The following is a 24,219-nucleotide window of genomic DNA, read 5'->3' on the forward strand; positions in this document are numbered from 1 at the left end:
TATGTGGATGTATATAAAACGCGATAAAAGATTTTGGATAAGCATTGGATTTCTTCTCATATTAGTTCTTTTGAGCATCGGAAATACGTTATGGAATGATGGACACATTAGACAAGTTACATTGCAATATGATGCGGATGAAAATCCACAAGTGCCACCGTTTTCACCTTCATTCCAATTTTTACTCGGGACAGATCGGAAAGGATACGACCTTTTACATTTAGTTATTGAAGGCGCGAAGTGGACGATTGGTATATCTATTTTAATTGCGGCACTTAGAATGGTAATAGGTGTGTTCTTTGGTGTTGTACTTGGAACATATGTAAGAAGAGGTTTTTCAAAGATTGAGGCTTTTTTTGATAGTTTCACAGTTATTCCGACAGTTATGATTGCGTATTTTTTTCTTCAATTTGCAAATCTATTTGGAAGCGGAGAGGAAACAACAAGCTTTTTTGAAAGAGCTTCGTTTCAAGTTGTATTACTTGTAATGCTTGTAATGCCAGTTATTGCACTGTATGTTGCGAAGGAAGTTCGTAAATTACAAACAGAAGAATTTGTTGATGCCGCGCGCATATTAGGCGGCTCGAGAAGACGTATTGTTATAAAACATCTTTTTCCGCATCTCTATATGACTTTTATACTCGTATTTCTTCAACAGTTTACGCAGACTCTTACTATTTTACTGCACTTAGGGTTACTGGAAGTATTCTTTGGCGGAACTGTTAAGTTTTTCGGACCGGTAGAAGAAGTAGAGTCTTACACGCATGAATGGTCAGGTTTAATTGGAGTATACTTTAGGTCATTAACAGTGCATCCATGGATTCCTCTCGTACCAATTACATTTTTCGGCCTAACTATTTTTTCAGGAAATATGATTGTGAAAAGTATAGAAGAGGCGATGTTGAAAGTAAGGTTAGGAGGAGAGAGAAAGAGGAAACATGTAGAAGAGGAACAATCTGCTTTGCAGTCAAAAGAAGAGTTATTTACTTTTAAGCATACGATGTGAAGAGAAAGAAGAAGCAAGCATGGATTTCATGCTTGCTTCTTTTCTTTATTTTGTAGAAACTTCACCTGCAGCTTCTGTTTGCGGAATAAAGTATCCAATTATACCACCGATTATTGCTGGAATGATCCAGCCAATTCCTAAGTTATAAAAAGGAATGGTGTGTACGATATTAGCGATAAAATCTGGTATCATTTCCACATTATCAAGTGCGTGAATACAGCTAATAATAAATGCTGCGATCATCGCTCCGATGTAGACAGAAGGTTTACGTTTCGTATATTTATCGATAAATGATACGAAAATTAAAATGATTGTAATTGGGTACAAAATAATTAATACAGGTAGTGTGATTTTAATTAATAAGCTTAATCCTAAGTTTGAAATAACGAAACTAAAGATACAAACGTATAGCACAAGCTTTTTGTATGAAACATTTGTTAGCACTGTTGTGAAGTAATTTGCAAATGCACTTACAACGCCAATTGCCGTTGTTAAACAAGCGAAGATAATGGCGATACTTAATAAAATATTACCGCTTGTCCCAAAGAATTGATACATAACAGTAGCTAATAGTTGACCACCGTTTTCGAATTGCCCTAAGTTTCCGTTTGAAGCTCCGATATAACCGAGTAAGAAGTAAACAATTGTTAAGAATAGAGCAGCGATACTTCCGCAAATGATTGTATATTTCGCGATAGATTTCTTCTCTTGTATACCGTTTTGACGAATTGCATTTACAACAATTGTTGATAGTACGAGAGCGCCAATTGCATCTAACGTTAAAAATCCTTCAAGAAATCCTTTGAAAAACGGGATGTCTTTATAGTCACCGATAGGCTCTGCAAACGTTCCTGGTGAAAGAATCGCTTTTGTTGCCATAATTGCAATAATTACAAGTAAAATTGGCGTTAATATTTTACCGATATGATCTACTAGCTTGGATGGATTTAATGATAAGAAGTAAACGACTGTAAAGAAAATCGCACTAAAAACTAACATAGAATACCATTGATCTGGGAAAAGTGGTGCAATCCCGATTTCATAAGATACAGATCCAGTTCGTGGAATAACAAATAGTGGGCCGATTGAAAGATAAATAATGATAGCGAATACTGCTGCGAATTTTGGATGAACACGGCTCGCTAAAGTGTTAAAACTACCACCAGCAAGGGCAACAGCAACGATAGCAAGTAAAGATAAACCGACGTCTGTAATAATAAACCCTGTAATGGAAACCCACATATTTTCTCCGGAAGAAAGACCGAGAAGGGGCGGGAAAATCATATTACCAGCACCGAAGAAAACTGCGAATAGTAATAAACTAATCGAAAGTATTTGCGCTGGTTTTAAAGTTGTATGCATATAAAGAAAATCCTCCTAATGAGTGTTTTTGTCGAAAATTCAAATAATTTGTCGAGTAACTGTTATTATTTTAAAGGTCTGATGACTAGAAAGCAATAGGGAATTTTGAAAATATTAAAAAATAATGCATTAAATCGAATAAATATACTATTTATATGTTTAATAGGAAGGATTTAACTTTTAACATAAAAAAACACATATCGCTAGGATACGTGTTTTAAAAAAATATTTTTTTATCGCGTTCTTCTTTTAAAATTTCAACTGCTTCTCGGAAACGTTGTGAATGGACAATTTCTCGTTCACGTAAGAAGCGTAGGCTGTCATTTATATCTGGATCATCTGATAAGTTAATGAGCCATTGATATGTTGCGCGTGCTTTTTCTTCAGCTGCAATATCCTCGTATAGATCGGCAATTGGATCACCTTTAGCCTGTATATAGGTTGCAGTAAATGGAACACCAGCAGCGTTATGGTAATGAAGAGCACTGTCATGATCAGCGTAATGAGGGTCAAGACCAGCAGCTTTCATTTGTTCAGGGGTCGCATCTTTCGTCAGCTTATAAACCATCGTAGCAATCATTTCAAGGTGAGCAAATTCTTCTGTACCAATATCAGTAAGTAGGCCAATGACTTTATCTGGAATTGTATAACGTTGATTTAAGTAACGTAGTGCAGCAGCTAATTCTCCATCTGCACCACCGTATTGCTCGATTAATAATTTTGCAAGTGCGGGATTGCAAGTTCCCACTTTAACTGGGTATTGTAATTTCTTTTCATAAATCCACATAGTTTCTCTCCTTTATATTTGCCATGGCCAAGGACCTTTGCTCCATTCCCAAGGGGCATTAGAATAGCTGTTTCCAAACTGTTGGAGTGGTCCGTATTTTTCTTCCATCTTTTGTTTTAATACTCTCCGTTTATAGGAAAAGTCATTAAATTGATTAATCGCAGCGGTGTCATCTGGATGTGTATCTAAATAAAGAGTGAGTTCAACTAGTACAAAGTCTAATTCTTGAAGCTCCAGTAAAAGCTGATAGTATTCTTCTGGTAGCGATTGATTCACGTCAGTAGTCACCGCCCTTTTTTATAAGGATTTTCATAATAGTCATAAAAAACAGGCCATAAAGTCCCTTTTTGTAGTGCTTCTTTTGGTGTGAATTGCGGCAAGTTTGGCGGTTGAAAGCCTAAAAATAAATTAGGAGGAGTAGAATAATATTTTTTTCCGATAGGAGGACAAGGATCGAGAGGGCTATGATAGGGCACGAATGATCTCATATATTTATTCACGAATAAACCTCCTTACATGTTCATTACTACGTATTGTATTCAGACATAATGAGCATTTATGACACATATAAAAAAGTAATAGGTACGGGGGGAATGAATGTGGAGACTGTGAAACAATTCATTGTATTGGAAGTAAAGAACTTAAAGGAAACTCTGTATTTTTATGAAGGGATTTTAGGGATAACACCTAGTTCAGAAAGGCCGCAATTAGATATTGCAGGGGTTTGGTATGATACTGATTCAACGAGAATTAGTTTTGTGATGAATCGCAGTTTGGGCGGGCGTGAGAAGAGTGTTACGGACTCAGTTGATGTTCTAACGTTTTCAATTTCTAACATAGAGAATGTAAAGAAGAGGTTAGTATTTTATAAAATCGCATATACAGAAAACAAAAGTGAGAAGAGTATTGTGGTACAAGACCCGGATGGATATAAACTTCAAGTGATAGAGAAGGATGAATAGACGGAGGGGATTTAGTGGAGAGAAATTATGAAGAAAGTGCGTTGTTTGAGCATCAATTTTGGTTAAAGGTACTTACTGATCATTCACAATTTTTACTGGATGCATTAGCCCCGAAGGAAAAAGAGGATATAAAAAAAGCTACTTACTTTGTTGAAACATTTACGAATTTGTTAAATAAAGTTCGGAATGTGAATCTGATGGCATTTTCAAAAGAGGCAGAACAAGCCGCTAAGGAGATTCGGGCGTTTAAATTAAATATTATACAGAAACAGCTGGAAGGGAAAATTACTATTCATTTTACGCCAACTTTTATTAATCATATGGTAAACGAAGTGGAAGAGTATATAACAGTTTTAGAGTTTTTGAAGAAAGGGGAAGTTCCGCCTGTTTTTCATGAATTACATTATCATCTCGTTTGGTTAACGGATGCGGCTGGTCATGCAGGCTCTATTTCTGGTGGATTAGATCTTGTTGAAAAAAGATTAAAAGAGAAAAGCGAAGAATTTACGAAGCATTTTGAACAATTTTACTTAAAGGCAGTTGAAATGACAGGGTATTTACGGACAGAGCTGCATCATTTTCCTGCATTAAAGAAGTTTACGAAAGATGTTTCACTTGAATTGAAATTATTTTCGCATTTTTTACATGAAGTGGAAGAGCTCGAGTTATCTCATGAAGTATTAAGTGCACTATCAGCTAGAATGGCAGATCATATGGCAAGAGAAGAATGTTATTACTTATTAAAACTAGCTCAATCGTCTGGACTTGAAATGCCGAAATGTAATCCGCTTTAAAGAAAAAGAGGTCAATTTTATTTGGCCTCTTTTTCTGTTTTATTTTCTCTTTTTATTTTTGCTTGTTCAATGCTTGCTTGTAATGTCTCCATAATATTAATGATGTTCGGAGCTGGAGAGATTGTTTCGGTTTTTTCCTGTTGTTCAATTTTGTTTTCGATTAGTTCGGTAAGGGCTTCTTTATACTCATCTGTATACATCTCTTGTTCAAAAGGATTTGTAAGATGGTGGATTAAATTGATTGCTGCTGTGAGTTCTTGTTTTTGAATCGGATAATTTTCGTTACTTGGTAAGTTAGGTGTATTTGTTATAGCGCGAATTTCATTAGGGTAGTGAATAGTTTGCAACATAAGACCATCTTCAAAGTTGCGGATAATAGCTAAATGTTGTTTTTTTCTAATGGAAATATGGATAAGACCAAGTTTATTCGTACGTTCAAGAGCTTCTTTTAATAATAAATATGATTTTTCATGTCCTGGGGTAGGTCCTATAAAATAAGAGCGATCATAGAGAACAGAATCAATTTCGTTATTTTGGACAAAAGATATAATACGAATGGATCGTGGTTCATGAGCTTGTTGTAATTCAGCTAATTCTTTTTCATCCATAATAATATATTTATGAGGTGCGTATTCATAGGCTTTTACAATATCGTTATCATCAATTTCTTCATCCGTACAATCGGGAGCGAACTTTTTATATTTAATAGGTGTTAAGCATTCTTTATGGAGACTTAAAAATTTTATGTCGTTTTCTTCTACGGCACTATATAGTTTGATGCCTATATTTAATAGTCCAAGTGAAAGTGCACCTTTCCATACAGTATGCAAATGAAACATCTCCTTTCGTTCAAAAATGATTATGTATATTATGAGATAGTAAGAAATTTCCTATACGTTTTTTGTTTTTTACGAAAGGGATTGGGATATAAAATATATTGACAAGCCCTCTGAAATATTTTAATGTGAGTGTATAAAATTGTGTATAAAGGGGAGTAACTTATTACAGTAAAGTCGTCATTACAGGGAGAAACCCTCGGCTTTATTGGCAACGTTTCGTTGTTAGTGAGACCTTTACCAGCAATGGTAAAGGCCCCTTTCTGTCTTTTTGAGGACCCTTACCATATTTGGTAGGGTCCTTTTCGTATACAAAGAGAGGAGATATAAAAATGAAAAAACTTATTAGTAGATTAAGAGTTGTATTTCATGTTCGCCGATTTGTTCCATTCCTATTTGACTTTTTTACTTCAAAAGAGGTTTCAATAAAGAAGAAAATTTTATCTGTTGCTTTTTTAGTTGGTTATGTTGCGATGCCGCTTGATTTAATTCCAGACTTCCTACCGTTTATCGGTATTTTAGATGATATTGGAATTGTGTTATTCATTTTGAACCGAATTGTAAAAATGGCGCCAGTTCAATTACAAGAAAAGCATAACGTAAACGTAGGATAGGAGTTAAAATATGGAGCAAATGATTTTAGATATAATCGAGTTTTTAAAGCAGTTTTCTTATTTTGGAGTTGTATTGGCTTTAACTTTCGAATTTATTCCGGCAGAAGTCGTTTTGCCTATGGTTGGGTATTGGGTATACGAGGGAGATATGAATTTTTGGCTAGCTGTATTAGCTGGAACACTTGGCGGAACGACAGGACCGTTAACGTTATACGCACTTGGTTATTATGGTGGTCGTCCGCTATTAATAAAATACGGAAAATACTTCTTTATTAAAGAAGAACAAATTCAAAAAGCAGATGACTTCTTTGAGAAATATGGACCAGTTGTAGCATTTGTGGGACGCTTTGTACCAGGAGTTCGAACACTTATCTCTGTTCCATGTGGCATGGCAAAAATGAACATATGGAAGTTTAGCATATATACATTTGTAGCAATGTTCCCGTTAACGACTTTATATGTCTATTTTGGAATGAAATTAGGTCCGCATTGGGCAAAAGCGGCGGATGTTGTTGGACAATATATGCTACCGATATTACTAGTCGTAGTTATTATTGTAGGTGGTATATTAATCTATAAATTTATGAAAAAAAGAAACAGAACGGAATCTATCTAGTCATTTGAATATTTTTTGAAAATAGATGAATCGTACAGGCAAAAGACTCTGAAGGACATACACATATAGGGAATAAAAAAAGAGAGAGGGGAAAACAACTATGTCTTGTGAGTGCTCAGGGGCTGCATTAACTTGTTGTCCAGATAAAAATTATGTACAAGATAAAGTGTGTAGTCCGTGGTCTGCTACTGTAGTTGCGACAGCAATCGATAATGTTCTTTATACAAATAATATTAACCAAAACGTAGTTGGTACTGGTTTTGTTAAATATGATGTTGGACCAGGCCCAATTACTGTAGAGGTGCTTGATTCAGCTGGTACTGTAATAGATACACAAACATTAAATCCAGGAACGAGTATCGGGTTTACGTATCGTCGTTTCGATATTATACAAGTCGTGTTACCTGCAACACCTGCTGGAACGTATCAGGGAGAATTTTGTATTACAACACGTTATCCACTTTCATAGCAGAATAGGAGAGGATCGAAATGGGAATGAGAAGTTCCAGTTTGTCTTGTTGTTCTAATAAAACACTTGTGCAAGACCAAGTATGTACAGACTGGTCTATTACAGGTGCTGGTACTCAAATTGTATATACAAATAATATCACGCAAGAAGTATATGGTTCAGGTTACGTGAAATATGATGTAGGTGCGAACCCGATTACAGTTGATTTTTTAGTTGGTGCTACAGTAATTGATACAATTACTGTACAGCCGCAAAGTAGTGGTACTTTCACTGTACGATATTTTACGACTGTTCGAATTACTACGACAGGAACAACTGTTAATCAAGGAGAGTTTTGTATTACTGTACGTTATCCGATTTCATAAAAAAAGCATACCGTAAATGGTATGCTTTTTTTATGAAATTGGTATTTTAGAAGCGACGTGTAAATTCGCAACAGTACTTACCTTCTAAATATAATGAAGGACTACTTTCTATATTAATAATACTGACAGATTGTAAGTCTTTTCCTGTGTAAGATATTGTATTACCAGGAAAAACAGTGAAAATATTAGTTACTGTTCCAACGATTTGAATTGTAACCGCTTCTGTGCTGCTAGTACTATTATAAACCGAGACGGTACCTGATATAAGTAGTATTGCATCACTTTGCCACAGTATTATTGGCTGTGATTTATGTTTGGCAGAGGAAATAATGTTATTCGTTATAAGGAAATTTCCAGCAAATTCATTTGTTACTAGTTCGTAATTTGGATTTGGAGGAGAGGGCGGTGGACAGGGATTTGGGCAAATGATAGATAAAGGAGCGAAACAGCCAATATTTTTTTTGTTCTTCAATACAACCCCTCCTTTTAAGTTATCTTTTACTATTATTAAATGTAGAAGCATGGCCGGTGTGTTAAAAAAAGAAGGAAATATTAAAAATTAAGATTGTCTAATAGGCTTAAACCTTAACTTATCATTAGTGTTATAGAAAAGATTATATGTAAATGGTCATAGGAAAAGAATGATTAGACTCTTTTAGACAAAAGGTGGTTGTATACCATAGTACGAGGAATGTTGGACTTAATTTCTAATTAACTGTATATTTACAAAAATCTAATAAAGTTCATTTGTTATTTAAACGACATTAACATATATTAGATAAAATAGCCCTTGTAATGAATCAATTATTATGAGGAGGATTCACGTGGACAGAAATGCTTTAAGAAAAGTAAAAGGCCTTATTGGATTATTAATGGTTTTTGTATTAGCATTCGTATCATTTCCGTGGAGTACATCAGTCAAGGCGGAAGAGAAAAAGCAAGAAAAGGCATCAAGTGAGAAGAAGATAGTTTTTCCAGTTGTAAGTGATGTGCATATTAAAAATAGTGGAACGGATGATACGTTTCGCTGGAAAAGAGCGATTGAACAGTTTAATACATTAGCACCAAAGCAAGATGCGTTTGTTATTGTAGGCGATTTCACAGATACAGGATCAGTGCAGCAATATGATCGTTTCATGCAAGTGTATAATGAAAATGCAAATAAAGATGCCGTGCGAATGAATTCTCTCGGTAACCATGATTATTGGAACGGTTTATCCGTAGAGGGTGCACAGAAGCGTTTCTTAGAAAAAACAGGTATGGAATCAATTTATTATCATAAAGTGGTAAAAGGTTATCACTTCCTTGTTATGTCTCCAGAGAATGGAACAACACATGGTTATTATTCGGACAAGCAAATTAATTGGTTAAAAGAAGAAATGGCAAAAGCACAAAAAGATGATCCAGAAAAACCGATTTTTGTATTTTTACATCAACATATTAAAGATACAGTGTACGGTAGTCAGGAATGGGGAACACAAGATAGCGCAAAAATTAATGCAGTGTTAAAAGAATATCCACAAGTTATTACGTTTTCAGGTCATTCACATTATCCGTTAGATGATCCGAGATCGATACATCAAAAAGACTTTACATCAGTTGGTACATCTTCAGTAAGTTATATGGAAGTTGAAGGTGGTAAAGTACAAGGGAATATCCCGCCAGGAGCTAGTATGTTAAGCCAAGGTTTATTAGTAGAAGTAGATGAAGAAGAAGTGACGATTAATCGCCGTGATTTCCATACGAATTCTTGGACAGGCGAGCCTTGGAAAATTAAATTACCAGCAAAGAAAGAAACATTTACACATGTAGAAGATCGTGATAAAGAAAAGCCTTACTTTGCTAAAGATGCAAAGCTTGCTGTATCAAATGTAACAGAAAATGCGGCAACAGTAACATTCCCGCAAGCATTGGACAACCTTCTTGTTCATTCGTATCGCGTACAAGCGAAGGATAAACAAACGGGAGAGATTAAAAACAAGTTATTAGCATTCTCAGAATTTTATCGTGATCCAGTGCCAAAAGATCTTACGTTAACGCTTGCTGGGTTAGATGGTGGGAAAACATATACACTTGAAATAGTTGCCATTGATTCATTCGGCAATGAAACCGCTCAGCCGTTAACAGCAGAAATTACTACAAAAAAAGATAATATTGACCCGAATGTGAAAGTACCGAAAGCGGATGTTTTTGATGTAAACTTTGGAGATGGTACATTTAAAGACAATTCACCATTTGGTACAAAAGGTGATGTGAAGGGCAATGTGGTTATTGAATATGATAAAGCATTGAAGAAGAATGCTATGAAGTTAAACGGAAAAGCAAATACATTTGGATACCTTCCATTTTCAGCAGCACAAAAAGAGAAAATAGCAAATACGTTTACGTTAGAAACTGTATTTTCAATGAATGAAATTCGCGGACAAGGTATTTTGCAAAATACAGAGAGCGGCGGAATTGGTTTTGAGTCTACAGGAAGTGGATATGTTGAATTATGGGCTCACATTGGCGGTAGCTACAAACGTGTTGGCGTTCAATTAGAAGCGAACAAAACGTATCATTTAACAGGAACATATAACGGAAGCGAAGTGGCAATTTACGTAGATGGTAAAAAAGTAAACAGTCAGTCAGCTCAAGGGAAAGTTTATAACCCGAACGTACCATTTGCATTTGGAGCGGATCCTGATAGTAACGGAAATGGTGGTATTCCGTTAAATGGACAAATCGCGTTAGCAAAATTATATAGTAAAGCTTTAAGTTCTTCAGAAGTATTAGCATCATACAATGAGTTTTCTAACCGTACGAAGTTAGAGCAAGTAAATGCGTTATTTGAAGAGCTTGGAAAAGTAAAAGAAGTGTTAGTTAGTACGTATGAATTTGGTGATAAGCCAGGTCAATATTCAAAGGAAGCCTTTCAAGAATTAGAGAAAAGCTATAACATTGCAAAGCAAGCATTTGAAAATGTAGGAAGTACTGGGGAACAAATTATTCAAACATATAACGAATTAAAATCAGCTAATGTAACATTCGTACAATCAAAAGTGGCAGAAGAACAACCAAAAACAACGAAAGAAAAATTACAGATCAATATTGAATCTGCAAAAGCAGTAGTGAAGAAAGCGCAAGCTGTAAATGTAACAGATGGTTCAGTGAAATCATTGCAACAAAAAATTACAGTTGCAGAAGCTGTATTACAAGATATGCAAGTAAAAGATGCACAGGTAGAAACGATGAATCGTACATTAGAGTATGCGATTTCACTTGTTGAAAAAAGTATGAACAAATAAGAGAGAAGAAAAGAAGCTTATCATGATAGGCTTCTTTTTTGTTATACTAAAAGTAGCATAGAAAGAAGGAGCGAATAATTTGGAACAGAAAAAGCTAAAAAGAATTCTTGAATATGTATGGATCGCGGTTGTGCTCCTTGTAGGATATTATTTATTAAAAGATAAAAGTATTTGGGTTTTATTCTTAATGACGTTTTTATTAGCTGGATTAGGAACGTTATTTATTAACTTCTTCTTTGATAGTTTGAATGCCTGGAAGAAGAAAAAGAAGGGGACGAAGTAAAGGAGGGAATATATGCAAAAGTGGAAGCTCATATATCAGGTGACTATTTTCTTAGTGCTTGTGGGTATTGGAATGGTCAAATATTCGACACCAATAGGAAATTGGGCATGGTTTACAGCTTGCATCGGCATATTTTTCATTTTACAATCGTTAACGAAAAAATATAATAGTACAGAAAGATAGCTCGCCGTTTTATCGGCGAGCTATTTTGTTATGCTTTTTTCTGTTCATCATCTGTTTTTTCGGTAGCTAAATGACTATGTTTCCTAGAGTAGAAGAAATAGAAGCATAAGCCGACTATAAGCCAAACTGCAAAGCTAATCCATGTTGTTTTAGACAAATTGATCATTAAATATAAGCAGCAAAGAATCGCGACAACTGGTAATACAGGTACGAAAGGTGTACGGAATCCACGTTTTAAGTCAGGGTGTGTTTTTCGTAAAATAAGTACTGCGCAGCAAACGAATGTAAAGGCTGTTAATGTGCCGATGTTTACTAAATTCGCTAGCAAATGTAAGTCTAAAAGGCCTGCTAATAAAGCGGCAACGACGCCAGTAATCCATGTATTTAATAAAGGGATTTTTACTCTTTTATTTACACGTGCTAACGCTTTTGGAAGTAGACCGTCACGGCTCATCGCATACGAAACGCGAACTTGTCCATACATCACGACTAGGAGGACGGTCGTCATTCCAGTCATCGCTCCAACAGCGAGTAGTCCTGCTATTGCATCTTCACCAACGAAGTGCAATGCAAATGCAACTGGATCAGAAACGTCTAATTGTGTATAAGGAACCATACCTGTTAAAACGAAAGATACAATCATATATAAAATAGTACAAATAAGAAGGGAACCAATAATACCAATTGGTAAATCACGCTGTGGTTTTTTCGTTTCTTCCGCAGCGGTTGCGATTGCATCAAAACCTAAAAAGGCAAAAAACACAGTGGCAGCGCCAGTAATAATACCGTCGTATCCGAATGGAATGAACGGTGTCCAGTTTTCAGGTTTTACATATTTTGCGCCTGCTACGATAAAAGCGATAATAACTGCTAGCTTGATAAGAACCATAATATTATTAATGCGAGCGCTTTCGCGTATACCGAAGCTTAAAAGACCGGTAATGATTAGTAAAATACAAACAGCGGGTAAATCGATGAGGCCACCTTTTCCTACGCCAGGGGCCGAGGCGATTATGGCGGGCAGGTGTATATTGAAACCTTGTAGTAATGATTGTAAATAACCAGACCAACCGACAGCTACTGCTGCAACGGCAAGTAAATATTCGAGCATTAAACACCATCCGACGATGAAGGCGACGACTTCTCCGACTGTCATGTATGCGTAAGTATACACACTTCCTGAGACAGGAATAGAAGAAGCAAATTCAGCATAACAAAAGGCTACACAAGCACAAGTAAATGCAGCAATAAGGAATGATAGCATAATACCAGGACCAGAATGTTTTGCTGCAACAATACCTGTTAATACAAAGATCCCTGTCCCAATTACGGCGCCGATTCCTAAAAACGTTAAATCGAGTGCAGTTAATGTTCTATCTAGTTGCTTTGGTGACTCAGTACTAAGCGCTTTTTTTCGTAATAATGACTTCACTTTGGACTCTCTCCCCCCGTTTTTTCATTTCCATAACTGCGACTATAGTATGAGCCCATTAAAAAAGAGTAAGTAAGTGGAGGTGCAGTTATGGTATGTAGTTTTTTAAAATTGCTGGATTAATCTTAATATAATTCAGAATATTTTGTCAAATAAAAATATGACAAATAAAATGCGGATCAATAGGGGAAACTACTTGCAGAAATGGACGGGGTTAACGCCCCACTGATTAAAGTTAAAGTAGGAGCAGATGCTATGTTATTTTATTTTGAACTTGTCGTCATTTTACTTTGTACGAAATTAGCTGGTGATATTAGTGTGAGACTTGGTCAGCCTTCTGTACTTGGTAAGTTAATTGTTGGTATTATTATTGGTCCGGCTGTACTCGGTATTATTAATAGTTCTGAACTGATTGATGAACTGAGTGAGATTGGTGTTTTGTTACTTATGTTTATGGCGGGACTTGAAACGGATTTAGAAGAGTTAAATCGGAATTTGAAATCTTCATTTGCAGTAGCGGCTGGTGGAATTATTTTTCCTTTCATCGGTGGTTATGTAACAGGATTGCTGTTTGGATTAATACAATCCCATGCCATTTTTTTAGGGTTATTACTTTGCGCGACATCGGTTAGTATTACGGTGCAGACGCTACGTGATCTAGGAAAAATGAATACGAGAGAAAGTACAACAATTTTAGGTGCTGCCGTATTTGATGATGTCATTGTCGTTATTTTATTAGCATTTGTAATGAGTTTTTTAGGAACACAAGATGTGAATATAACACTTGTCATTGTAAAGAAAATTATTTTCTTTGTAAGTATTGTTTTTATTGCTTGGAAAGTCGTTCCTTGGATTATGAAAATGCTTGTCCCGCTTCGTGTAACAGAAGCGTTAATTAGCGCGGCTCTTATTATTTGCTTTTCTTTTTCTTATTACAGTGAAATGATGGGAATTGCAGGTATTATTGGAGCGTTTGCGGCGGGAATTGCTATTTCTCAAACAGAGTATAAGCATGAAGTGGAACATAAAATTGAACCGATCGCTTATGCAATATTTGTTCCAGTATTCTTCGTAAGTATCGGAATGGAAATTACATTTCAAGGCATTGGAAGCCAGCTTTGGTTCATTATTATTATGACTCTCATTGCGATTTTCACAAAGTTAATCGGATCAGGTTTAGGAGCAAGGCTGACAGGGTTTAACCTCCAATCTTCTATTAGTATTGGCGCGGGGATGGTATCACGTGGTGAAGTAGCGCTTATCATCGCTGCAAATGGACTTACGGCGAATTTATTAGCGAAAGAAAATTTCACAGCGATTGTTATTGTTGTTATATTGACGACGATTATTACACCGCCACTTTTGAAGAAATATTTTGTATAGAGAGGAAGAGCTTATCTGATGTAGGTAAGCTCTTTTTTTATTCCTAAAAGCAACGATCATATAGCATGAAGGGTTTGTAATTATGGTAAAATCTATGTATGTGATATGACAAGGAGAGGGAAGTGTGAAGATTACGAAGGAGAAGGTTATCGGTGTAATCGTACTTATTGCAGTATGTATACCATTTACTGCATGGAAAGAATCAAAAGTGAAAGATTTTCCGGTTTCTATTTTTTCGGAAGAAGCAGATGGTGAGTACGGTCAGAAGCTGAAATATACTGCTTTTTTACCTGATGTTGCGATTTGGATGAACGGTTGGGAAAAGAAGTGGACAGAAGGGGAAAGAACTGTTTATCAAAAAGGGAATCGCATTGTAAATGTGTTTCATCCTCCTGGCGATGATGGTTATTACCTTCTTGAAGCAAGAGAAAATAAGTGAACGCAACCGTAAGAAGTGGAGGTTAAATAGTGAAAGCTTCAACATTACTATTTAAAATTGAAAGTAATATGGATCAATTTTCACCAGCTGAGAAGAAGGTTGCCATGTACATAATGGAGAATGCAGAGATTGTACCGAATTTAACGACGAAAGAAGTGTCAACGAATGCAGGCGCAAGTGAAGCGAGTGTCGTTCGCTTTTGTAAATCGATTGGAATCGGAAGTTTTAAAGCATTTAAGATAGCACTCGTTCGTGAATTAACGATTGCTGATTATAATATTAACGATTTTTCAGTGATGAATACAGAAGATGGACCGTATGATTTATTTAATAAAGTTACTTATGTGAATAAAGCTGCAATTGAGGCGAGCGTGACGGCGATAGATAAAAAAGAACTTGAAAAAGCTGCAGATCGTATTGTAAATGCCGATAAAATTATCTTTTATGGAGTAGGCGGATCAGCTACTCCGGCGATGGACGGAGCTTATAAATTTACAAGGCTCGGATTTACAGCGATGATGCTATCCGATTTTCATATGATGTTGCCGCTTGTGACGAATTTAAAAGAAGGCGATATATTTGTTGCGATTTCAACATCTGGTCGAACGAAAGATGTGCTTGAAATGGCGCAGTATGCAAAGAGACAAGGTGCAACTGTTATTGGAATTACGAAACTAGATCAATCATCACCGTTATATAAAGAAGCGGATATTCGCCTTTGTATGCCAGATGTAGAACAAGATCATCGTATTGCGAGTATTGCTTCGAGAATGACGCAATTGAATATGATCGATGCTTTATATGTGATTACTTTCAATCGAATTGGTAATAAAGTATTGAATCAATTTATGGAGACACGAGAAGAAGCGTTGCGGTTACGGAAGTTAAAGTAGAAGAAAAGATGAGGAGACTCATCTTTTTTTATCCCCCTATTTGCCGTGCAGTAAGACCCTCACTTCAAAATTCAGCGGAAGCAAAGAAAGTTAGGTGGGGATCAACTGCCCGTTAATGCCCGATTGGTGCGGGCTAATAATCAGTGGGGATGAACAAAACCCACACTGATTAAAGTTTCACTTTATGATCTTTGACAAAAATATGTCATGTCGTGAAATTTTATTTCATAAAATAAGAAAGAGTAATTGATTTTTAGTTTCTTGAAGTTATAATAAAAGTGTGAAATATAATTTCAAAGAGGGTGGCAATATGTTAGAAAATTTATCGACAGAACATCGTAATGAGAAAACAATGAATTTGGATGAGATGAGCATAAAAGAAGTGTTACAAAGTATGAATGAAGAAGATCGAACTGTTGCGTTAGCAGTTGAAAAAGAGATAGAACAAATTGAAAAGGTTGTACAGACTGTTATTAAATCTTTTGAAGAAGAGGGACGTTTAATTTACATTGGTGCTGGTACGAGTGGTCGTTTAGGTATTCTAGATGCAGTGGAATGTCCGCCGACATTTGGCACGGATGATAAAATGGTGCAAGGATTTATAGCAGGTGGATTGAAAGCGTTTACTAAAGCGGTGGAAGGTGCCGAAGATCGCGAAGAGTTAGCAGAAGAAGATTTAAAAAGTATTGGATTAAATGAGAAAGATACAGTGATTGGAATTGCTGCAAGTGGCAGAACTCCTTACGTAATTGGCGGCTTGAAATACGCACAGAGTGTAGGAGCGAGTACAGCGAGTATTTCTTGTAATAAAAATGCTGAAATAAGTAAATATGCAAAGTTAAATGTGGAAGTAGAGACAGGTGCAGAAATATTAACAGGATCAACGCGTTTAAAAGCTGGTACAGCACAAAAATTAGTGTTGAATATGATTTCAACAGCTTCGATGATTGGTGTAGGAAAAGTATATAAAAACTTAATGGTAGATGTTCAATCCACAAATGAAAAGTTAGTAGAACGGTCAAAACGAATTATTGTGGAAGCAACAGGCGCTAGTTATGAAGTAGCGGCAGAGTATTATGAAAAGGCAGAACGTAACGTAAAAGCTGCCATTGTTATGGTGTTGTTGCAGTGTGAATATGGGGAAGCACTGGAGAAACTAAAATACGCTAAAGGGTTTGTGAAGAAAGCACTATAAAATAATAGGGAGGGGGATTCTATTATGAAGAAAGAAGAGAGAATGGCCAAGGAAATTTCGGAGCAACTTGGAGGAATAAAAAATATTCGTAGTATTGCTCATTGTATGACGAGACTACGATTAACGCTTCATGATGAAAGTAAAGTAAACACGGACCTTTTGAAAAAGGTTGAAGGTGTTATGGGTGTTATAGAAGATGAGACGCTTCAAGTTGTCGTTGGTCCAGGAACAGTAAATAAAGTAGCAGCTGAAATGGAAGGCTTAACAGGACTACGAATTGGTGAGGTAGCAGATCATCACCTTGAAGATATTGGGCAAGAGATGAAATCAGAGATTAAGAAGAAAAATAATACACCGGTGAAAAACTTTTTACGAAAAATAGGAAGTATTTTCATTCCGTTAATTCCAGGACTTGTTGCGTCAGGAATTATAAACGGGGTTGCTAACTTTGCGAAAAACGCTGGTGCTGATCCAAATGCAACGTGGTTACAAATGTTACTACTCATTGGCGGCGGTATCTTTACATTCTTAGGAATTTTAGTTGGTTGGAATACAGCGAAAGAGTTCGGCGGGACACCGGTTCTTGGGGCAATTGCTGGCATTTTAATTTTCAACCCGGCGATGGCAAACGTAAAATTGTTTGGTGAAGCATTAGTGCCCGGACGGGGCGGATTATTCGCAGTTATTTTTGCAGCATGGCTTATGGTTGTAGTGGAAAGACAAGTTCGAAAAGCAGTGCCGAATGCAGTTGATATTATCGTGACACCACTCATTACTGTATTAGTTGTAAGTATCGTAACGATGTTAGCCATTCAGCCATTAGCAGGTTTCTTATCAGATGGTATTACGAGCGGAATTAATGCTATTTTAAATATTGGCGGAGCATTTGCTGGCGCAGTACTTGCGGGAACATTTTTACCTCTCGTTATGGTCGGATTGCATCACGGTTTAACACCAATTCATATGGAATTCATTAATCAAACACACGTAACACCTTTATTACCAGTACTCGCAATGGCTGGTGCTGGCCAAGTGGGCGCAGCAATTGCGATTTATGTGAAAACAAAAAACAAACGACTTCGAAATGTAATTAAAGGTGGATTGCCAGTTGGCTTTTTAGGAATTGGTGAGCCGTTATTATACGGGGTTACATTACCACTTGGGAAACCGTTTATTACTGCTTGTTTAGGAGCGGCTGTCGGTGGTGCATTCCAAGCAGTTATGCAAACAGCTTCTCTTGGAATTGGCGTATCAGGGCTATCTTTAATTCCGTTAATTGCTGACAATAAATATTTACTATATTTCTTAGGTTTAGTAATTGCATATGCTTTCGGATTTATCTTTACGTACTTCTTCGGATTTAAAGAAGAAATGGCAGAAAACATATAGAGAAAGGGATTCCTTTCTCTTTTTCTATTAATAGAGAGGGAGATTTATATGATCGGAGTTTCCATTTATCTTTCAAAAGAACGAGTAGAGAAACAAGAAGAGTGGCTAAAAGTAGCGAAGGAAAATGGGTTTACATCTATTTTTACATCACTGCACATTCCAGAAGATGATCCAAATACGTATAAAGAGTTAATTCAAATATTAGGGAAAAAAGCTCTTGCACATGAGATGGAGCTAATGGTTGATGTTTCTCCAAAATCGTTACACCATTTAGGGCTAACATATGAAAATGTGGAAGAGCTATTGGACTGGGGCATTACCGGTTTAAGAATGGATTACGGCATTGCGCCAAAAGAAATTACAAGCGTATCTCATAAGATGAAAGTAGCTTTAAATGCGAGTACGATTACAAAGTCATTTTGGAAAGAATTACTTGCAGAACATATAAGAGTAGAGAATGTAGAAGCATGGCATAATTTTTACCCGCGCCCAGAGACAGGACTAGCAAAGTCTTTCTTACAAAAACAAAATCAATATTTACAGAAGTGCGGAATAAAGACAATGGCATTTATTCCAGGAGATGCGGAAAAACGTGGTCCGTTATATGAAGGGTTACCAACGTTAGAAAAACATCGCAATATGCGCCCGCTTGAAGCGTACTTAGAACTTGTTCAAGATTGTGGTGTTGATAAAGTATTGATTGGAGATATAAGCGCAAGTTTAGAAAGTATGCAAGAAGTAGCTAGTGCAAGTAGAGGGATTATTCCATTGCGTTACAAATCATTTATAACTGATAAAGAAGTATTAAAAGTGGTAGAGCAAGTGCATACAAATAGACTAGATCCGGCTCGTGATGTTATTCGATCTGTAGAATCAAGGGAAGGAAATAGAGTGGTGATAAAGCCGATGCATACAATTGTAAGAAAGAAAGGGAGTATTACAATTGATAATGAATTGTACGGTAGATATGCAGGGGAGATGCAAGTTGCCATATATGATTTACCTGTAGATGAGAAAGTGAACGTTATTGGAATGGTTGTGGAAGAGGACGTGTCTTTACTGCCTTATATTGGCGCTGGAAAAATGTTTCAACTTTTTTATGCGATAGAATAAAAGCTTGAATTAGCGCTATTTTGTAAGAAAACATTATCCGTAAAACGGATAATGTTTTTTGTTTTCTTTAAAAAAGTATTTGACGAATGAAATAAAATACCGTATTGTTTTGACTTGTAAATAAAAGTTCACCATAACAAAACAAAGAGGAGAGTTCAAAATGAATCAATATATTGGGAATTTAATTATTCGTATCGTGTTAGGAGTTACGTTCTTTGCACATGGTTTAGCAAAGTTTCAATCAGGTATCGATAATGTAGCAGGATGGTTTACAAGCATCGGTTTACCAGGTGGCCTTGCATACGGCGTAGCAACAGTTGAATTAGTTGGTGGTATATTATTAATTATCGGTTTAGGTGTACGATATGTAGGATTGTTATTCGCTCTTATTTTAGCTGGGGCTATCGTAAAGGTAAATGGAGCAGCAGGTTTATTAGGAGATGGAAAGAATCCAGGATATGAATTAGATCTTGCATTATTATCAATGGGTGCGTATTTATTCGTAGTAAAAGCAGAAGGATATGTAGATCGTTTCTTAAAAGAGAAAGTAATGAAAACGAAGTAAATTTTATTTATAAATGTTGACTTGAAGAGATGTTGTAACTATAATGATTACAACTAATGGATTAAGAGTAAAACAATTTAAATATTTTTTTACACAAGATGTAACTATAAAAGTTACATCTTGTGTAAAAATAAATAAACGGGAGGAAGTAATATGCCTAAATCAAATTTAGAAATTATTAAAAGCACGTATGAAGGATCAGCTTCTTCAAATGCAAAGCATTTAGCAGAAGCCCTCTCTGAAAAAGTGGAATGGACAGAGGCAGAAGGTTTTCCGTACGGCGGAACATATAAAGGCGTAGAAGCTATAATGGAAAATGTATTTAGCCGTTTAGGATCAGAATGGGATGATTATAAAGCAAGTGTAAATACATATCATGAAGTAAGCGGAAAAGATGTAATTATTGCTGAAGGTATGTATTCAGGAGTTTATAAAGAAACGGGAAAATCATTTGAAGCAGAATTTGTCCATGTATGGCAACTGGAGAACGGAAAAATCGTGAAGTTTAAGCAGTATGTAGATAGTTATATTGTTAGGGAAGCAATGAAGAGCTAATGCTTTTTAAATGGATCGTAGGTATATGCATTACAATTATAGTAATTTTCTCGTCTATAGTTGGCGGAATGAAATTGCTTGCATATGTAGAAAAAGAAAATAAAAATATTCAAACCGAGCGAGCGACAAACGAAAAAGAGAAAAAAGCTGCAGAAGAAGCTCCGCAAATTAGTGAAGGTGAAATTATTTCTACTATGCATAAAATGGTGCACCAAAAGGTAAAATCCTCTGAAAAATGGGGATTTGTAGAGATGACAAAAAAGGAAATTTCTAATGTAAAAAGAGATATTGAAAATAGTACAGGTTTTCAATATAAAATGAAGTTATTTTCTATTATAAATAGATGGGAAAAAGGAGATTTTTCTCAAACTGTTGAGGAGCATAACTTTTTATGGAGCCTTCAAGGTGGAGATACTGGCAAGGCGACGGAACGTTTATCGCCAGAAGAGGAAAAGCAGTATATAAAAGAAATGAAGAGAAAATAAAAACATCGCCAACCCAGATGACGATGTTTTTTCATTAAGAATGTTTTCGCATTAAAGGTCTAGTTGGCTGAACGGCAACAGTTTTGAAATGAGAAAATAAATAACATCCTGTTACAACGACAATTGTCCCTAAAATTTGTATCCACGTTAATTCTTCTCCGAGGAATATGAATGCTAAAATGGCTGTGAAAATTGGATTGAAGTTTAGAAAAATACCTGATGTAGTTGCGCCTAATTTTTGTACACCAATATTCCAAAATACCATACAAAGAACTGTCGAAATAAGCCCAGTATATAAAAGTGATGTGATGAAAGAAGTATTTATATTTGAAACAGTGAAGCTACCTATGTTAAACGGTAGTAATAAAATAACGCCGAAAATACCAGAGTACAACGTTGCCATAAGTGGTGTAGTTGTTTTTGTTGCCCATTTACTACAAACAGAATAGATTCCCCAAATACAAACTGCTGCAATCATCCATAAATCACCGCTATTAAAATATAGTGAAAATAAAAGCGAGAAATCACCTTTTAATAGGACGAGGATGACCCCGAAGAATGAAAGAATCATGGATAGGATTTGAAGTGTATTTACTTTTTCTTTTAGAAATAATACTGAAAATAATGCGATTGAAATTGCATTCAATGTAGAGATAAGACCTACATTCGTAGCGGATGTTTTTTCTAATGCTAAAAATTGAAAGATGTTAAAAAGAGCGACTCCTGAAATTCCCATCAATATTAACGGAAGTATTGCGGTACGTGGTGGAAGGATTTTCTTTTCTTTAAACCATACCATTGGTAATAAACAAACAATCGCAATCAGCCACCTTAAACTTGTCAGTGTCATCGGTGATGCATGATCGACGAGTGATTTTCCAACGACGAAATTTCCTCCCCATAATAAGCTCGTTAGTAATAGTAAAAAGACGTAAAAATAAGGCATGATAAAATCCCCTTTTTTGTAATCAATACTAATTGTAAATAATTTTAGCATTTTTCTTTATTATGTAATATATTCTTTTGTATAATGGTGAAAACTCGATAAAATATTTAGTTTAAAATGATATTTACAGAAAAATATTCAGTTTTATATAAATTATAAGTTGTTTTTTCGAATAATCATCGGTAAGAAAAAAGGAGGAATTGTAATGGAGTCGTCTGTTATTAAAGTGTTGGATGATTTGGATGTACAAATTTTAGATATATTGCAGAAGGATTCACAAGTAAGTAATGCAGAGCTGGCACGTCGCGTTAATTTATCACCGGCTGCGATGCATGCAAGAATAAAAAGGTTAGATGGGGAAGGTTTCATCGATAAGCAAGTTGCGATTTTAAATCAAGAAAAGCTTGGGTTTGATTTATTATGCTTTATTTTTATGAGTACGAATATTCATCAATTTGACAAGTTGGAAGTGTTGGAGAAAGAATTAGAATCAATGCCGGAAGTGTTAGAATGTCACTGTTTAACAGGAGAGTACGATTATTTATTAAAGGTTGCAAATCGTGATCGTAAAGAACTAGAGCAGTTTATTAGAAAGCTGAATAAGCTTGGTATTACACGTATACAGACGAGTTTGGCACTTCGTGAAATTAAATATTCAACAGTATTGCCGATACGAGATGAGGAACCGAGCATCGATTAGATTGCTTGGTTTTTTGGTTGTATAAAGTGATTGACGAGGAGAAAAGAGAGCTGTATTATTATATAAAATTATGAATTAAAATTCATTTAAAGTTATAAATATTAATATCGAGGGCAAGGGGATGTAATATGAAAATCTGTAATGCGGTGACGAGTGATGTGAAAGAAATTTATAGTCTTATTGAGGTTTATGCAAAAGAGGGAGTTGTTTTACCACGTTCTCTTTTGTCTCTTTATCAATATTTGCAATGTTTATATGTTATGAAAGAAGACGAGAGAATTGTTGGAGTTGCTGGATTGCATGTATTAGGAGAAGATCTTGCAGAAATACGATCGTTAGTAGTTTCGCATACATATGCAGGGAAAGGGATAGGGCGTATGCTCGTAAATCATGTAATGGAGGAAGCTACGAAAATAAATGTAAGAAGAGTAATTTCCTTAACATATGAAACAGTATTTTTTCAAAAGTGTGGATTTGATTTTATAAATAAAGAAGCGTTGCCAGAGAAAGTATGGATTGATTGTAGACATTGTCCAAAGGTGGATTATTGTGATGAAGTGGCGATGGTGCGGTATGTTGGATGAAAAATTTATAGGGAAAAAGTTCCCACTATTATTTACATATATAGTGGGAATATATATTTCCATAAGAAATGGACAAGTTATTAAGAATTTGAATTCTTTTGTCTCACGGCAAAATTATAAAGTGGATCTTTAAGTTCATAGTTATACGTTAAACCGTCGACAATTCCTACAACTTTATCATTATCATAAAGATCGAGCATAAATTGTGCCATTTGTTTTGCAGTGTGGAATTTTGGTACAACATTATCGTATTGGAATTCATCAATATCAAATGAACGTTTCGCAAATTCTGTTTCAGTTGCAGCAGGAGCTAAAACTTTTGTTTGCAGTTTTGCGCCTTGTTCTTTCAGTTCGTGAGACAGCCCTTCTGTAAATGCACTTACATAGAATTTCGTAGCGCAATACGTAACAGCATCAGCAACAATCGTGTATCCGCCGCCCGATGAAACGTTAATAAGCTGTGTTCCATCAACCATTGAATAATCTCGAACGAAAAGAGAAGAGAGTATTGTTAGTGCTTCTATATTGACATGCAACATCGTCTCGATTTTATTTAAATTTTGTTCGGCAATTGAGGCGAAATTACCAAAACCTGCGTTATTAATCCACGTTTCAATTTGAAAAGCTTGTAGGCTTTCATAAAGTTTATAAACATCTTCAGTAACAGATAAATCAGTTCGTCGAATGACAACATCCAACTCTGGATGCATTTCGTTAATTTTCAATTTTAATCCATCTAATTCTTCTTGTCTTCGAGCTACAAGTACTAAATTTTTCCCGCGAGATGCAAATGCTAAAGCTGCTTCATAACCAATTCCGGAACTTGCACCAGTAATAACCGTATATTTCATATAAAATCCCCCTAAATTCAAATTCATTTATGGTTAGATTGTATTTGTTAGAGTATACTCTAAGTCAAATGTTTTTTATAAATTTGATACGGTCATAAAATATATGAGGGTAAGCATGTGGAGGG

The 24,219-nt window shown here is 35.7% G+C and carries 30 protein-coding genes; 21 read left to right on the top strand and 9 right to left on the bottom strand.

The window, feature by feature from the left end:
* Window position 1 precedes the first annotated feature (1 nt).
* Window positions 2–1,006 (top strand): ABC transporter permease, encoded by a 1,005-nt coding sequence (locus MHB52_RS04270; protein ID WP_061664785.1) that lies wholly within the window; start codon window positions 2–4, stop codon window positions 1,004–1,006.
* A 45-nt stretch (window positions 1,007–1,051) separates the two neighbouring features.
* Here MHB52_RS04270 and brnQ2 read toward each other — a convergent pair whose 3' ends face one another.
* The 4 genes from brnQ2 to MHB52_RS04290 all read right to left on the bottom strand — a co-directional run bounded on the left by brnQ2 (window position 1,052) and on the right by MHB52_RS04290 (window position 3,655).
* Window positions 1,052–2,368, bottom strand: a complete 1,317-nt coding sequence (brnQ2, locus tag MHB52_RS04275) for a branched-chain amino acid transport system II carrier protein BrnQ2 (protein WP_000557552.1) — start codon at window positions 2,366–2,368, stop codon at window positions 1,052–1,054.
* 217 nt (window positions 2,369–2,585) lie between these two features.
* On the bottom strand, window positions 2,586–3,155 hold the full coding sequence (cotJC, locus tag MHB52_RS04280; RefSeq protein ID WP_000265273.1) for a spore coat protein CotJC: 570 nt from the start codon (window positions 3,153–3,155) through the stop codon (window positions 2,586–2,588).
* Window positions 3,156–3,167: 12 nt separating this feature from the next.
* Window positions 3,168–3,431: a spore coat protein CotJB gene (locus MHB52_RS04285; protein WP_001076510.1), complete on the bottom strand. Its 264-nt coding sequence runs from the start codon at window positions 3,429–3,431 to the stop codon at window positions 3,168–3,170.
* A gap of 8 nt (window positions 3,432–3,439) precedes the next feature.
* A complete protein-coding gene (locus tag MHB52_RS04290; protein ID WP_001046257.1) occupies window positions 3,440–3,655 on the bottom strand; it encodes a spore coat associated protein CotJA in 216 nt (71 codons plus the stop codon).
* A gap of 48 nt (window positions 3,656–3,703) precedes the next feature.
* Between MHB52_RS04290 and MHB52_RS04295 the strand changes: the two genes are divergently transcribed.
* Together MHB52_RS04295 and MHB52_RS04300 are read left to right on the top strand one after the other, a co-directional pair.
* The gene (locus tag MHB52_RS04295; protein WP_001999135.1) at window positions 3,704–4,117 is read left to right on the top strand and encodes a VOC family protein; all 414 of its coding nucleotides are present in this window, start codon (window positions 3,704–3,706) and stop codon (window positions 4,115–4,117) included.
* 14 nt (window positions 4,118–4,131) lie between these two features.
* Complete coding sequence (locus MHB52_RS04300; protein WP_061664784.1) at window positions 4,132–4,911, top strand: DUF2935 domain-containing protein; 780 nt, start codon at window positions 4,132–4,134, stop codon at window positions 4,909–4,911.
* Between the two features lie 17 nt (window positions 4,912–4,928).
* Here the strand turns inward: MHB52_RS04300 and ku are convergent, their stop codons facing one another.
* Window positions 4,929–5,741, bottom strand: a complete 813-nt coding sequence (gene ku / locus MHB52_RS04305; RefSeq protein ID WP_016117205.1) for a non-homologous end joining protein Ku — start codon at window positions 5,739–5,741, stop codon at window positions 4,929–4,931.
* A gap of 338 nt (window positions 5,742–6,079) precedes the next feature.
* Here ku and MHB52_RS04310 point away from each other — a divergent pair, with 338 nt between their 5' ends.
* The 4 genes from MHB52_RS04310 to MHB52_RS04325 all read left to right on the top strand — a co-directional run bounded on the left by MHB52_RS04310 (window position 6,080) and on the right by MHB52_RS04325 (window position 7,811).
* Window positions 6,080–6,361 carry a YkvA family protein gene (locus MHB52_RS04310; RefSeq protein WP_000733852.1) on the top strand — a complete coding sequence of 94 codons (282 nt, stop codon included), beginning with the start codon at window positions 6,080–6,082 and terminating at the stop codon, window positions 6,359–6,361.
* Window positions 6,362–6,371: 10 nt separating this feature from the next.
* Window positions 6,372–6,977: a DedA family protein gene (locus MHB52_RS04315; protein ID WP_016117207.1), complete on the top strand. Its 606-nt coding sequence runs from the start codon at window positions 6,372–6,374 to the stop codon at window positions 6,975–6,977.
* Between the two features lie 100 nt (window positions 6,978–7,077).
* Window positions 7,078–7,446 carry a DUF3992 domain-containing protein gene (locus MHB52_RS04320; RefSeq protein ID WP_016117208.1) on the top strand — a complete coding sequence of 123 codons (369 nt, stop codon included), beginning with the start codon at window positions 7,078–7,080 and terminating at the stop codon, window positions 7,444–7,446.
* Window positions 7,447–7,466: 20 nt separating this feature from the next.
* Window positions 7,467–7,811, top strand: coding sequence for a DUF3992 domain-containing protein (locus MHB52_RS04325; RefSeq protein ID WP_000525814.1), 345 nt, complete (start codon window positions 7,467–7,469; stop codon window positions 7,809–7,811).
* A 46-nt stretch (window positions 7,812–7,857) separates the two neighbouring features.
* Here the strand turns inward: MHB52_RS04325 and MHB52_RS04330 are convergent, their stop codons facing one another.
* Window positions 7,858–8,283 carry an S-Ena type endospore appendage gene (locus MHB52_RS04330; RefSeq protein WP_000791329.1) on the bottom strand — a complete coding sequence of 142 codons (426 nt, stop codon included), beginning with the start codon at window positions 8,281–8,283 and terminating at the stop codon, window positions 7,858–7,860.
* Between the two features lie 352 nt (window positions 8,284–8,635).
* Here MHB52_RS04330 and MHB52_RS04335 point away from each other — a divergent pair, with 352 nt between their 5' ends.
* From MHB52_RS04335 to MHB52_RS04345, 3 genes are all read left to right on the top strand, one after another.
* Window positions 8,636–11,098: a LamG-like jellyroll fold domain-containing protein gene (locus MHB52_RS04335; RefSeq protein WP_061664783.1), complete on the top strand. Its 2,463-nt coding sequence runs from the start codon at window positions 8,636–8,638 to the stop codon at window positions 11,096–11,098.
* A gap of 79 nt (window positions 11,099–11,177) precedes the next feature.
* Window positions 11,178–11,381, top strand: a complete 204-nt coding sequence (locus MHB52_RS04340) for a hypothetical protein (protein WP_000435800.1) — start codon at window positions 11,178–11,180, stop codon at window positions 11,379–11,381.
* 12 nt (window positions 11,382–11,393) lie between these two features.
* Window positions 11,394–11,564 (top strand): hypothetical protein, encoded by a 171-nt coding sequence (locus MHB52_RS04345; protein ID WP_016117211.1) that lies wholly within the window; start codon window positions 11,394–11,396, stop codon window positions 11,562–11,564.
* A gap of 28 nt (window positions 11,565–11,592) precedes the next feature.
* Here MHB52_RS04345 and MHB52_RS04350 read toward each other — a convergent pair whose 3' ends face one another.
* A complete protein-coding gene (locus MHB52_RS04350; RefSeq protein WP_000838710.1) occupies window positions 11,593–12,996 on the bottom strand; it encodes an amino acid permease in 1,404 nt (467 codons plus the stop codon).
* Between the two features lie 204 nt (window positions 12,997–13,200).
* Here MHB52_RS04350 and MHB52_RS04355 point away from each other — a divergent pair, with 204 nt between their 5' ends.
* From MHB52_RS04355 to MHB52_RS04395, 9 genes are all read left to right on the top strand, one after another.
* Window positions 13,201–14,379: a cation:proton antiporter gene (locus tag MHB52_RS04355; protein WP_000349228.1), complete on the top strand. Its 1,179-nt coding sequence runs from the start codon at window positions 13,201–13,203 to the stop codon at window positions 14,377–14,379.
* A 124-nt stretch (window positions 14,380–14,503) separates the two neighbouring features.
* The gene (locus tag MHB52_RS04360) at window positions 14,504–14,818 is read left to right on the top strand and encodes a hypothetical protein (protein ID WP_000704958.1); all 315 of its coding nucleotides are present in this window, start codon (window positions 14,504–14,506) and stop codon (window positions 14,816–14,818) included.
* A 29-nt stretch (window positions 14,819–14,847) separates the two neighbouring features.
* Window positions 14,848–15,711, top strand: a complete 864-nt coding sequence (locus MHB52_RS04365; RefSeq protein WP_000648164.1) for a MurR/RpiR family transcriptional regulator — start codon at window positions 14,848–14,850, stop codon at window positions 15,709–15,711.
* A gap of 310 nt (window positions 15,712–16,021) precedes the next feature.
* A complete protein-coding gene (gene murQ / locus MHB52_RS04370; protein ID WP_000892345.1) occupies window positions 16,022–16,906 on the top strand; it encodes an N-acetylmuramic acid 6-phosphate etherase in 885 nt (294 codons plus the stop codon).
* Between the two features lie 24 nt (window positions 16,907–16,930).
* Complete coding sequence (locus MHB52_RS04375) at window positions 16,931–18,295, top strand: PTS transporter subunit EIIC (RefSeq protein WP_061664782.1); 1,365 nt, start codon at window positions 16,931–16,933, stop codon at window positions 18,293–18,295.
* 48 nt (window positions 18,296–18,343) lie between these two features.
* Window positions 18,344–19,408 (top strand): DUF871 domain-containing protein, encoded by a 1,065-nt coding sequence (locus tag MHB52_RS04380; protein WP_061664781.1) that lies wholly within the window; start codon window positions 18,344–18,346, stop codon window positions 19,406–19,408.
* 160 nt (window positions 19,409–19,568) lie between these two features.
* On the top strand, window positions 19,569–19,973 hold the full coding sequence (locus MHB52_RS04385; protein WP_001077751.1) for a DoxX family protein: 405 nt from the start codon (window positions 19,569–19,571) through the stop codon (window positions 19,971–19,973).
* Window positions 19,974–20,126: 153 nt separating this feature from the next.
* Entirely contained in the window at window positions 20,127–20,528 is a 402-nt protein-coding gene (locus MHB52_RS04390) for a nuclear transport factor 2 family protein (protein ID WP_001126690.1), read from the top strand.
* Window positions 20,528–21,013 (top strand): PRK06770 family protein, encoded by a 486-nt coding sequence (locus MHB52_RS04395; protein WP_061664780.1) that lies wholly within the window; start codon window positions 20,528–20,530, stop codon window positions 21,011–21,013. Before MHB52_RS04390 ends, MHB52_RS04395 begins: the two co-directional genes overlap by 1 nt.
* A gap of 34 nt (window positions 21,014–21,047) precedes the next feature.
* Here MHB52_RS04395 and MHB52_RS04400 read toward each other — a convergent pair whose 3' ends face one another.
* Complete coding sequence (locus tag MHB52_RS04400; protein WP_001146266.1) at window positions 21,048–21,959, bottom strand: DMT family transporter; 912 nt, start codon at window positions 21,957–21,959, stop codon at window positions 21,048–21,050.
* 205 nt (window positions 21,960–22,164) lie between these two features.
* On the opposite strand from MHB52_RS04400, the gene MHB52_RS04405 reads away from it, so the two are divergent.
* Entirely contained in the window at window positions 22,165–22,659 is a 495-nt protein-coding gene (locus tag MHB52_RS04405; RefSeq protein ID WP_000446088.1) for an Lrp/AsnC family transcriptional regulator, read from the top strand.
* A 128-nt stretch (window positions 22,660–22,787) separates the two neighbouring features.
* Entirely contained in the window at window positions 22,788–23,243 is a 456-nt protein-coding gene (locus MHB52_RS04410; protein WP_000686663.1) for an N-acetyltransferase, read from the top strand.
* An 80-nt stretch (window positions 23,244–23,323) separates the two neighbouring features.
* Here the strand turns inward: MHB52_RS04410 and MHB52_RS04415 are convergent, their stop codons facing one another.
* Complete coding sequence (locus tag MHB52_RS04415; protein WP_000878074.1) at window positions 23,324–24,094, bottom strand: SDR family NAD(P)-dependent oxidoreductase; 771 nt, start codon at window positions 24,092–24,094, stop codon at window positions 23,324–23,326.
* Window positions 24,095–24,219: the final 125 nt, after the last annotated feature.

Origin of the sequence: Bacillus sp. FSL K6-0073 (assembly GCF_038006085.1) — a bacterium.
GTDB classification, from domain to species: Bacteria; Bacillota; Bacilli; order Bacillales; family Bacillaceae_G; genus Bacillus_A; species Bacillus_A cereus.

Excerpts from the sequence above, each read along its gene's own strand:
- MHB52_RS04270 (WP_061664785.1), top strand. The coding sequence starts at position 2 with ATGTGGATGTATATAAAACGCGATAAAAGATTTTGGATAAGCATTGGA.
- brnQ2 (WP_000557552.1), bottom strand. The coding sequence starts at position 2,368 with ATGCATACAACTTTAAAACCAGCGCAAATACTTTCGATTAGTTTATTA.
- cotJC (WP_000265273.1), bottom strand. The coding sequence starts at position 3,155 with ATGTGGATTTATGAAAAGAAATTACAATACCCAGTTAAAGTGGGAACT.
- MHB52_RS04295 (WP_001999135.1), top strand. The coding sequence starts at position 3,704 with ATGAGCATTTATGACACATATAAAAAAGTAATAGGTACGGGGGGAATG.
- MHB52_RS04310 (WP_000733852.1), top strand. The coding sequence starts at position 6,080 with ATGAAAAAACTTATTAGTAGATTAAGAGTTGTATTTCATGTTCGCCGA.
- MHB52_RS04315 (WP_016117207.1), top strand. The coding sequence starts at position 6,372 with ATGGAGCAAATGATTTTAGATATAATCGAGTTTTTAAAGCAGTTTTCT.
- MHB52_RS04320 (WP_016117208.1), top strand. The coding sequence starts at position 7,078 with ATGTCTTGTGAGTGCTCAGGGGCTGCATTAACTTGTTGTCCAGATAAA.
- MHB52_RS04325 (WP_000525814.1), top strand. The coding sequence starts at position 7,467 with ATGGGAATGAGAAGTTCCAGTTTGTCTTGTTGTTCTAATAAAACACTT.
- MHB52_RS04345 (WP_016117211.1), top strand. The coding sequence starts at position 11,394 with ATGCAAAAGTGGAAGCTCATATATCAGGTGACTATTTTCTTAGTGCTT.
- MHB52_RS04355 (WP_000349228.1), top strand. The coding sequence starts at position 13,201 with ATGGACGGGGTTAACGCCCCACTGATTAAAGTTAAAGTAGGAGCAGAT.
- murQ (WP_000892345.1), top strand. The coding sequence starts at position 16,022 with ATGTTAGAAAATTTATCGACAGAACATCGTAATGAGAAAACAATGAAT.
- MHB52_RS04375 (WP_061664782.1), top strand. The coding sequence starts at position 16,931 with ATGAAGAAAGAAGAGAGAATGGCCAAGGAAATTTCGGAGCAACTTGGA.
- MHB52_RS04380 (WP_061664781.1), top strand. The coding sequence starts at position 18,344 with ATGATCGGAGTTTCCATTTATCTTTCAAAAGAACGAGTAGAGAAACAA.
- MHB52_RS04385 (WP_001077751.1), top strand. The coding sequence starts at position 19,569 with ATGAATCAATATATTGGGAATTTAATTATTCGTATCGTGTTAGGAGTT.
- MHB52_RS04390 (WP_001126690.1), top strand. The coding sequence starts at position 20,127 with ATGCCTAAATCAAATTTAGAAATTATTAAAAGCACGTATGAAGGATCA.
- MHB52_RS04395 (WP_061664780.1), top strand. The coding sequence starts at position 20,528 with ATGCTTTTTAAATGGATCGTAGGTATATGCATTACAATTATAGTAATT.
- MHB52_RS04400 (WP_001146266.1), bottom strand. The coding sequence starts at position 21,959 with ATGCCTTATTTTTACGTCTTTTTACTATTACTAACGAGCTTATTATGG.
- MHB52_RS04405 (WP_000446088.1), top strand. The coding sequence starts at position 22,165 with ATGGAGTCGTCTGTTATTAAAGTGTTGGATGATTTGGATGTACAAATT.
- MHB52_RS04410 (WP_000686663.1), top strand. The coding sequence starts at position 22,788 with ATGAAAATCTGTAATGCGGTGACGAGTGATGTGAAAGAAATTTATAGT.
- MHB52_RS04415 (WP_000878074.1), bottom strand. The coding sequence starts at position 24,094 with ATGAAATATACGGTTATTACTGGTGCAAGTTCCGGAATTGGTTATGAA.